The sequence below is a fragment of the Oleiphilus sp. HI0117 genome (assembly GCF_001635235.1).
This window is the reverse complement of sequence record NZ_LWGA01000581.1, coordinates 1-716: the sequence shown is the minus strand read 5'-3', so window position 1 is coordinate 716 and position 716 is coordinate 1. Positions and strand designations below refer to the sequence as shown.

Here is a 716-nt window from a genome sequence, read left to right as displayed (position 1 = left end):
ATTATCTAGCGCTGTCGCACCCGGGTCGGTGAAGATTGTATTCACCTCATGATTAATGGGGTTGGTTCCGATCAGCGTAATAACAGGGCCGCTCGCATCAGCAACATTAACTGTTCGTGTGACGGGGATTGCAGCGTTGCCAGCCGCATCACTCACGTTATACACAAGGGTGTAGCTACCAATTGTACCGGTATCAACAGTGCCACTCTGAATAATGCTTGCTGAAATATCGCCATCAATATTGTCCGACGCACTCGCACCCGCATCATTGTAGACACTACCTAGAGCGATATTAATGCTGCTGTCACCATTAAGCGTAATGACTGGGGCAGTAAAGTCGTTCACATTTACTGTACGTGTTTGCTGTACGGCAGGGTTGCCGTTGGAGTCACTGACATCGTAGGTGATCACGTAGGTACCTGTAACACTGGAATCTACGGTAGCACCACCGACGATGATGTTAGTTGAGATATCACCATCCAGCGCATCGCTTGCAGTCGCGCCAGCATCGGTATAGGGGGTATTTAGTTCATGGTTAAGTGGGCTGCTACCTAGTAGAGTGATGCTAGGTGCGCCAGTATCTTGAACGTTAATTGTTCGGGTAACGGTAGTAGCAGAGTTGCCTGAGGAATCGTTCACGTTGTAGCTCAGTACATAACTGCCGATTACGGTTGCATTGACTGTACCGCTGACACCGATGTTTGCAGAAATATCGC

1 protein-coding gene is annotated in these 716 nt (G+C 48.9%); it reads right to left on the bottom strand.

Annotated elements, in window-relative coordinates:
• Positions 1–716: DUF5011 domain-containing protein (locus A3757_RS06325; RefSeq protein ID WP_156506231.1), on the bottom strand; the 716-nt coding region annotated here is incomplete at both ends.